Raw genomic sequence first — 8,687 nt, forward strand, 5'->3', positions numbered from 1 at the left:
GTTTGTCAAAAATGGCTCAAAGACCGCAAAGGACGCACCCTAAATCATGAGGATATTCTACATTATCAGCGTGTAGTGGTGGCGCTGCAAGAGACTATTAAGTTAATGCAGTTAATTGATCAGACTATTCCTAGTTTCCCTATTTAGAACCCCTCGCTACTCAGAGCGAAATGTGATCAAAATCAATATCCTCTGAGGCTATTTTCATGCTATCCATAAAATTATGACGAAAATTTATCACGCTAATTTATATGGTTTAAGGACAGATAAGTATAAAGCTCTAACAGAAAATACGGTTAAGTCTACAGATTTTCAGGTAATTAACCCCCAATCTCCTTTTTATCTATTCATTCCTCAAGATAGGGATTTGTTAGCAGAGTATGACCAGTATTTTAAGATTACTGATATTATCCCTGTTAATGTGCTAGGCTTTCAAACTCATCGAGATCATTTGGCGCTTGATTTTGAACTAGATAAAATCTCTCAAAGATTTAACGAAATGCGCGATGAGAAACTTTCTGATGCGGAATACTCCCGGAAATATGATATAAAAGATAATCGAGATTGGCAATTAAAGGAAGCACGGACAAAAATTAAAGCTGACAATAATTGGCAATCAAAAATCATTACCTGTTTATATCGTCCTTTTGATTGGCGTTACTGTTATTATAGTACGGCAATAATAGATCGACCCAGGGGTGAATTAATTAATCATGTTGCAGGTAAAGATAATTTATGTTTAATGTCTATTAGGCAAATGCAAGATCAAGTTATATATTCTCATGTACTTGTATCTAAAGTTCCAGCTATTGATAGAAGTTTTGCTTGTTCAAGAGGTGCTGCGTCAATATTCCCCCTCTACCTTTACCCGGACACAAATAAACCCCAAGAACTCCAACCAGAAAAACGCCCTAACTTTTCACAAGACTTCCTCAAGAAAATAAAACAAAACCTGGGTTACCTCCCCACACCAGAAACCATATTTTATTACATATACGCCATCTTCCACAGTCCCACCTACCGCACCCGTTACGCCGAATTTCTCAAAATCGACTTCCCCCGCGTCCCCCTCACCACCAACAATGAGCTATTTTGTCAACTTGCAGAATATGGACAAGAACTAGTAGCACTACACCTGATGAAATCACCCCAATTAAACAACCTGATCACCGAATTTACAGAAAATGGCGGAGGTCAAATAGTAGATTCAGGATATCCTAAATATATTCAAGGTGCGGTAGTGATTAATAAAAAAGGGGATAAATTCACAGGGGTACCAGAGGAAGTATGGAACTTTTATATTGGTGGATATCAAGTTTGTCAAAAATGGCTCAAAGACCGCAAAGGACGCACCCTAAATCATGAGGATATTCTACATTATCAGCGTGTGGTGGTGGCGCTGCAAGAGACTATTAAGTTAATGCAGTTAATTGATCAGACTATTCTTTGTTTCCCTGTGGTTTAGAATCCCAAAATCTCAGGATAGGCGCTGACCTGTCACTTGGCTGTTAAAATCAAAGAGGTTTGAGCATAAAGCTATGACGATTACAGCACAACCCACAACTATAGAAGAATTTTTACAATTGTCAGAAACAGAACCAGCTTCTGAATTGATTCATGGACACATTATACAGAAACCAATGCCTCAAGGGGAACATAGCCAACTACAGATTGAGCTATGCGAAACTATTAATCAAATTACTAAACCTCAGAAAATCGCTAAAGCTTTTCCAGAACTACGCTGTATTTTTGGTGGATTCGCAATTGTCCCAGATATAGCGGTATTTCGCTGGGAGCGCATCCCTAGGTTACCATCAGGACGCATCGCGAATCGGTTTGAAATCCATCCAGATTGGGTAATTGAAATTCTCTCTCCCGAACAGAAATATAAACAAGTTCTCAGTAAGTTACTACATTGTGCTGAATATGGAACTGAGTTAGGTTGGTTAGTTGATAGTGAGGATGAAAGTATTTTAGTAGTAGATGGCGATCGCCGAGTTCAAGAACTTAAAAATAGCGATCGCCTACCAGTTATCGCAGGGGTTGATTTAAAGATCACTGTTCAAGAAGTCTTTAGCTGGTTAAGTTTTTGACGATATCTAAGAGGATGTTTGATAAGTTTTCCACAGGTAATTTTTATCTTAGGGAACAGGGAACAGGGAACAGGGAACAGGGATTAGGGATTAGGGATTAGGGATTAGGGATTAGGGATTAGAGAACACACCGGAAGAAACAAAATCAAGTCCCATTCCCTTGTGAAGGGAATGGGGAGGGTGGGGGTAAAACAATATTTGATACACTAATCATACCTTTTAAAACATCATCTAACCCACAAATCAATGATTAACTATGCTAGATAACTTTATCCCAGAACTAATTCGCAAACAACGCCCCTACTACCTACCCCAAGGGAATCCCATCAAAGGAATTAACCATCAATATTGGCTGGTTTTCCAACATCGGGACGCTGATAACCCATTACATAACGTGATTAAATTCCTAGGTATGGGTAATCAAAACGCCACCCATAAACTTTTACGCATAGACCCTAAAACAGCTAAAGTATTTGAATATATCCCCCTCAAAGAGGGAGATTTACCCAGTGTCACCCTGTTGCGAACCTGTGAACTATCTATCCTAGAAAAGTTCCTACATCAAGAAAGGGTGACCACAGAACCAGCTTTATTAGCAGGGAGCTTTTTAGAAATTCCCGGTCGTCAACGTCGCTTTAGTCTCCCCCCTGACTTAGATAAATATCGGCAATTTTTTACTAATATTTTACAACGAACTAAAATTTACCGCCGTTCCACAGCTTACTTTGATAGCGGTGTTTTAAAACTCTATCAAGAACCATTGGCCGCTATTGTGCAAACTGAGGGACAAATCCGGTTATTAATGGATTGGCAAGGTTTTACTAAACTAACAGATATTGCAGAATTAGACAAACTCTACAACCCGAGCGATCGCTACCAATTTATCCAACGCACCCTAGAAGAATTTCTCCAAGGTTTAGCAGAAGGCGATTTTACAGAAACAGAAATATTAGCAGAACTAGTCAGACTGGGATTTCTACAAATAAGACTAATTAAAATGGACTCAGGAAAAGCCCTCTACCACAAAAAAACGGGGATTTTCACTGACCAATTAGATCACCACATTCAACATGAGGGTTCAGATAATTTTACCCGTGCTGCACATTCCAGAAATGCAGAAAGTATGACTTTTCTCTATTCCTGGGATGAATTAGACGCAGAAACCATATTAGATAGTATTCAGCAATTTGATGGAGAATGGCAAGACCACGAGTTAAGTTTTGACCTCAGTCAAGAATTTTTACAACAAGTATTAACAGAAAGACAACGCCGCCAAGAACAACAAAAACCAGTCATTGAGTCCATCTCACCGGATAAATTCCCCAGCGGTGAAACTACAACTGTTGAAATTACCGGTCAAAATCTAGACCAAGTTACCGACATAGGAGTGACTGAGAATGAGTTGGTGAAGGTAAACATTCACAACCAGTCACCACAACAGATTATTGGTGAAGTTGAGGTAAACTCAGACCATCCCCCCATACCCTTAACTCAGTTCCAGGTCAAAACCCCCAGGGGAGTTTATCGCACTACACCTAAAAAACCCCCTGTAGTTAGCCAGTCTTTAGTAATTCCTGATTTTGAAGAAATACCAGGATTTAAATCAGCCATAGAAATGATTTTAGCTGGTAATCATGGTACACCGGATGACTTTCTTTACTGGTTAGCAAAAAAACGCCCCCAACAGTTCCGGGTACAAGGTAGTGACTTACTGGATGAATTATTAAATCAGGGTATATTATTTGAACACCAAAAAACAGGAGCGCAACACTGTCTGAGGGTAATGCAAGATTTTGGGGTTGCTGTGTGTGCGGATGCTGTAGGTTTGGGAAAAACTCGGTTAGCAGCTGCGGTGGGGAGATTATATCGACAACAACACCCCGATGCTAAAATCGCAATTATTGCAGCTAAAAAACTTTTACCCAACTGGGAACGGGAGTTAAGGGAGTTGGGTTTTGAGTCTCATGATTACGAACTCTACAATAAAAACTTGATGAGTCGTCAGGGTAGTAATTTTCTAGAAAACTTGAATCGTTATGGTGGTCCTGATTTAATTATCATTGACGAAGCCCATGAGGGTATCCGCAATTATAATAACCGCATTCACAAAACCTGCTTGCAAATTCAAGACAACGACCGCAAGTTAGGTAAACAGCGTCATTTTCTGCTGTTAACTGCTACCCCCTGGAATAACCGCCGCGAAGACATTTATAATATTCTCTCACCTTTTATTAGTCGTCCTCAAGCTTTCCAAGATTTAAACTTACCCGCTGAGGTCACCGACTGGTTTACAAGAAGGGACACAGGGGTGAGGAACTTCACAGATAATACAGAGATATTTCGCCAAATTTACAAGGAACTGTTTCTGCAACGGACTAGAAAGATGTTGCGAGAGTCCAGCAGCAATTTAAATGTATATGCTCAACGCATAGCCGAATGGTTGCCGGTACAGTTTGAAAATACCACGGAAGAAGCACTAGACCAAATTTTTACCCATTTTGAAACAAGTCTTTACATTCCCTTTGCTGACCCGATTCGTTATTTAACTAGTAATGTGGAACAGCGCAGCTTGTTAGGTAACCAGCGCCGGTTTTTCCTCCAACGGGCTGAATCTAGTATGTATGCTTTGAGCCAAACTATCAATAATTTTAGGCGACGGATTACACAAATGCAATCCCGTTTACAGTCTATTTCCCCCGACGCTGCGGGATTAAAGGAATTTTTATTAACTCACTACGAGTTTAATTCAAACCCAACAGGTCAAACAGACCGCTTAAATTTAGATGATGATGAACGGGAAACCTGGGATGAGGAGTATGAGGAAGAGGAGGAAGCACAGGAGGAGCAACCACAAAAGCGCCAACAGTTAAGACGTTCTATTGATATTAACACGGGAGCTTTAGAAAATCAGCCTGATAGAGCTAGGCAAATCTACAGCAAAATGTTAGCAGATTGTGACAACGATCTGCAACAACTCCAAGAAATTCAAACTCTACTCCAAGCTGAATTTGTCATTGACCACAAAAAGGAACAGGTCAGACAAAAAGTGAGGGAGTTGGTCAAGCTGGGTGATAAAGTATTGCTGATTTCTACTTTTAGCGATACGGTGATCGATTATTATCTTTATATGGCCCAAGATCAGGCGATCGCCTCTCAAGGTATAGGAATGCTGACCGGTTCTCCTAAACTATATTACCCCAATAATGCAGACCAACCCCAAAAAATTAGCCCTGGTCAAGCCAAACTACCCCAAGGACGAGAGGTAACTTTAACTCGTCAAGAAATATTTAAACTATTTGCTCCCGTTGCTAGTTGTCAAAATCCCACAGAATACCCCCAACCAGAAGCAAAAATTACAGTATTAATTGGTTCGGAAACCCTATCTGTGGGTCAAAATCTCCAAGATGCTGATTATTTAATTAATATTGATTTACCTTGGAACCCGATGATTTTAGAACAGAGAATCGGTAGGATTGACAGACCCAAAAAACACCAAGCTGCACATATTTATATTTACTATGCTAACAGCGAAAGTCAATTACTCAGACAAGCATCACGTCTGGCAAATCTCCATAAAAAACTAGTAGGAGAGTTAGCAGACCAGGATACTCAATTCATCGATGTAGAAATTAAACGCCATATCCCTACTATCTCCCATGTTAACAGTTTACGAGATTCAATTTATGGAGATACTTTATTTGATGATGAAATTTTACCAGGATATGTAGACTTTCTCCAGAGTTTAGTTAAAGCTAGAAAATTACAGCAGAACCATTTCCAAGAACAAGTTTATCAAAAACAAGCCACTCATCTGAGTTTTTACACAGAAAATGAGATTCTACACAGTGAGGAAATTAGCAAGCTATTAAAAAGATTAGGTGAAGACTACCAACCCAACCCCATAGTTATAGGTCGTCGTACTGGGGAGGTAAATGAACCCACAGGATTAATTGTTTTAACTTTAGCATATTTCGGCCCCAATGGTGAACCTATTGCCGAAAAACAGCAAACCCTATTTTGGAACGACCAAACGGGAGAAAAAGACGGTTATGGTCTGGCGATCGCCTCGGCGATGAAAACCCCAGTCATTAGTAATACTTTTTCTGTCCACAGTGTACTATCATCTGCCCAGTCAATATACCAAGAGCTAGTAAAATTAAAACATCAATACATTGCCGAACTACAACAGCCAGAAAACCTAACTACCTTAAATATTAGCTCGGAACGTATTAATAAAATCCAGCGCCGCTTGAGAAATATTCCCCCCAGGGGAAATTTAACCCCGACCTTGATTAAGAATACCCTCAGAAAACTCAGTTATCACAAGTACATGACTGATGTACAAAAACTGCTGATAAATTATACAGAGGGTAGTAAAGCCCGTTTAGATGATAATCAATTTGTTACCCAATTAGTGGAAGACACAGACAACCTAAGTTTACTGCTTCTGGAAGGAATTAAACCCACTAGTCTCAGCCTTTCTTTGTCAGCGTTATTATTGAGAATATAAGATTTAATTAATACTAATGGACAGCACATTTGTATCTAGTAAATAAACTAAAGAATTATTATTCATCAAACACGCCAATTAAATCATCATCCGTATCTTCATAAATTCCTTGTTCATCAACATTAAAATCAATATCCGCACAAGCACCAGATAAATTGAGGATTCCTTTAGTATGAAGCATATTTTTTTGTTTTAAAAACTCCTTTAATTCTGCCTCAGAGAAAAAGTTAAGCATCTCCTTCATTTCCTGAAAATCAATTAAACCTTCCCGCAAAGCGTCTAACACAAGATTGGCAATGATTTTTTGTGGTAAATTAACCCATTCATTTTGAATCTTATCTGTTAAATTATCTGGTAAATCTATGGTGATTTGCATAATTATAAAATCTCCCTAATCTGTTTTTTATTGTACAGCATATTTCCAGTAGGACTTACGCAACTGGTACAGGCGATCGCATGATTCATACTTGGATTCAGCAACGCCTATTCTTTGTTTCCCTATTTAGAACCCCACCCCAACCCCCCTGGGTGGCGATCTGCTTACAGCAGCGCTTCGCGATCGCCCCACAGATCCCCGACTTCTAGCTAAGATACTGTTTATTCCCACTCGATGGGGACATTAATCGAATGGAAACCTGATTTGGATTGGGCGATATTTTTTTAGGAGCCTTTGCAGTTCCCACTCGCTGGGGACATTAATCGAATGGAAACAGAAACATCCTGTCGTAGGTAATATACGGCAGAATGTTTCATTTTTAGAGAGTCATAATGACCAACTTGCTGGAGAAAAAAGGCGCAACTATTGCATTTTTTTTATAAGCCCAGCCCCACACCAAACTTTAAAATACCCTCATTACGAATACCATCTTCACCCGTAAGGACTAAACTATAATCTGAAAATAAAATTATGTTATTTCCAACTTCTATTTCTCCGCCAAATTGAACTAAAAACTCTAAAGAATTTCTGACGCTAGACCCATAAAGTCCTACACCAGTATAGATATTAGAGGTGGCTCCAACAGGTAAATCATAGGTAATAGCATTAGTTGAGACAACTCCTCCCTCAGGAAAAAACAGAGTAAACCGATTAGAAAAAGGTGATTCTTGAAAAATTCGTCCATGAATACCAAAAGCTGAATTAGAACCTCTATCTACACCAAATACAGGAGCAACATAACCTTTTGGAATAGGATTCTTCGTATCTTCATTAGCAAATACTGGCTTGAAAGCAAAACAGTAATTACATAAAATTGAACCAAGAACTAAAGCTTGAAATATTTTTCTCATGGCAAAGTACAGGTTTTTTCTTATAAGAAGAAATAGCAAAAGTATAATATCATATGACTAAAAGATTGCAATAATCCATGTTATAAAATAAAATTCATCTATCTAAAGATATAAAAAATTTATACTAATAGACCCAATATATTTATGAGTAAATCTTTAGTGTTGAATGAGAATTGTATTCTGTAGATATTCAAGCTTTGCTGTGATCGCACCAACTAGTACTGTTGTCGAGAAAAATATATTTAACGACATTCTCCTCCACCGGCGATAACATCGAGAGGGCAGCAATCGCTCCTAAAACTTGTTCATCACTTACTTCGCCCCCTCCCACAGTCACACAGATCCCCCACTTCTACCTAAAAATAATCAAATACATAAGATTCCAGTCAGATTCATCTGACTTTAGCTTTGAGACGGGGGTTTCTAACCCCCGGTTCCCTGGTTCCCTTGTCACCTTGTCCACCTTGTCTTACCCTCACGACAATGTAAAAAACCTACCCTTGTGAGGGGGGTGGGGTATACGCAGTATTAAAAATTGTAACATCACTCAACCAACTATAGTATAATTTATCAATATCAAATCCTTTACCCTGACTGCTCCCGTATCAACACTTACCCTACAGCACCATGAATGCTATATCACAACAGTTGCAACCACTCATCAACCACCAAGACCCAAATAGCCGAGTTGAAGCACTACAGCAACTGTTAGGATATCCATTCAAACAACTTGACCCAGAAGGTTCACGGTTTTGGTATCTACACCCCGGTAAAAACCAGTCAGAAGCTCAGGAAAC

7 protein-coding genes are annotated in these 8,687 nt (G+C 39.1%); 4 read left to right on the forward strand and 3 right to left on the reverse strand.

Annotated features, from left to right (window positions below):
- Nucleotides 1-223 precede the first annotated feature (223 nt).
- The 3 genes from NWP21_RS03120 to NWP21_RS03130 all read left to right on the forward strand — a co-directional run bounded on the left by NWP21_RS03120 (nucleotide 224) and on the right by NWP21_RS03130 (nucleotide 6,603).
- Entirely contained in the window at nucleotides 224-1,465 is a 1,242-nt protein-coding gene (locus tag NWP21_RS03120) for a type ISP restriction/modification enzyme (RefSeq protein ID WP_280791580.1), read from the forward strand.
- Nucleotides 1,466-1,538: 73 nt separating this feature from the next.
- Nucleotides 1,539-2,093 carry a Uma2 family endonuclease gene (locus NWP21_RS03125; protein WP_280791581.1) on the forward strand — a complete coding sequence of 185 codons (555 nt, stop codon included), beginning with the start codon at nucleotides 1,539-1,541 and terminating at the stop codon, nucleotides 2,091-2,093.
- 256 nt (nucleotides 2,094-2,349) lie between these two features.
- Nucleotides 2,350-6,603 (forward strand): helicase-related protein, encoded by a 4,254-nt coding sequence (locus tag NWP21_RS03130; RefSeq protein ID WP_280791582.1) that lies wholly within the window; start codon nucleotides 2,350-2,352, stop codon nucleotides 6,601-6,603.
- A 58-nt stretch (nucleotides 6,604-6,661) separates the two neighbouring features.
- Here the strand turns inward: NWP21_RS03130 and NWP21_RS03135 are convergent, their stop codons facing one another.
- Nucleotides 6,662-6,979: a hypothetical protein gene (locus NWP21_RS03135; protein ID WP_280791583.1), complete on the reverse strand. Its 318-nt coding sequence runs from the start codon at nucleotides 6,977-6,979 to the stop codon at nucleotides 6,662-6,664.
- An 80-nt stretch (nucleotides 6,980-7,059) separates the two neighbouring features.
- On the opposite strand from NWP21_RS03135, the gene NWP21_RS03140 reads away from it, so the two are divergent.
- Nucleotides 7,060-7,188, forward strand: coding sequence for a hypothetical protein (locus NWP21_RS03140; protein ID WP_271730904.1), 129 nt, complete (start codon nucleotides 7,060-7,062; stop codon nucleotides 7,186-7,188).
- Nucleotides 7,189-7,416: 228 nt separating this feature from the next.
- Here the strand turns inward: NWP21_RS03140 and NWP21_RS03145 are convergent, their stop codons facing one another.
- On the reverse strand, nucleotides 7,417-7,890 hold the full coding sequence (locus NWP21_RS03145) for a hypothetical protein (RefSeq protein WP_280791584.1): 474 nt from the start codon (nucleotides 7,888-7,890) through the stop codon (nucleotides 7,417-7,419).
- 190 nt (nucleotides 7,891-8,080) lie between these two features.
- Nucleotides 8,081-8,227 carry a hypothetical protein gene (locus NWP21_RS03150; RefSeq protein ID WP_280791585.1) on the reverse strand — a complete coding sequence of 49 codons (147 nt, stop codon included), beginning with the start codon at nucleotides 8,225-8,227 and terminating at the stop codon, nucleotides 8,081-8,083.
- Nucleotides 8,228-8,687 lie beyond the last annotated feature (460 nt).

This window comes from Anabaenopsis sp. FSS-46 (assembly GCF_029891665.1).
Taxonomy (GTDB): domain Bacteria; phylum Cyanobacteriota; class Cyanobacteriia; order Cyanobacteriales; family Nostocaceae; genus Anabaenopsis; species Anabaenopsis arnoldii.

Bases quoted from the DNA above. Each gene is read 5' to 3' on its own strand.
- NWP21_RS03120 (WP_280791580.1), top strand. From the start codon at position 224: ATGACGAAAATTTATCACGCTAATTTATATGGTTTAAGGACAGATAAG.
- NWP21_RS03145 (WP_280791584.1), bottom strand. From the start codon at position 7,890: ATGAGAAAAATATTTCAAGCTTTAGTTCTTGGTTCAATTTTATGTAAT.
- NWP21_RS03125 (WP_280791581.1), top strand. From the start codon at position 1,539: ATGACGATTACAGCACAACCCACAACTATAGAAGAATTTTTACAATTG.
- NWP21_RS03135 (WP_280791583.1), bottom strand. From the start codon at position 6,979: ATGCAAATCACCATAGATTTACCAGATAATTTAACAGATAAGATTCAA.
- NWP21_RS03130 (WP_280791582.1), top strand. From the start codon at position 2,350: ATGCTAGATAACTTTATCCCAGAACTAATTCGCAAACAACGCCCCTAC.
- NWP21_RS03140 (WP_271730904.1), top strand. From the start codon at position 7,060: ATGATTCATACTTGGATTCAGCAACGCCTATTCTTTGTTTCCCTATTT.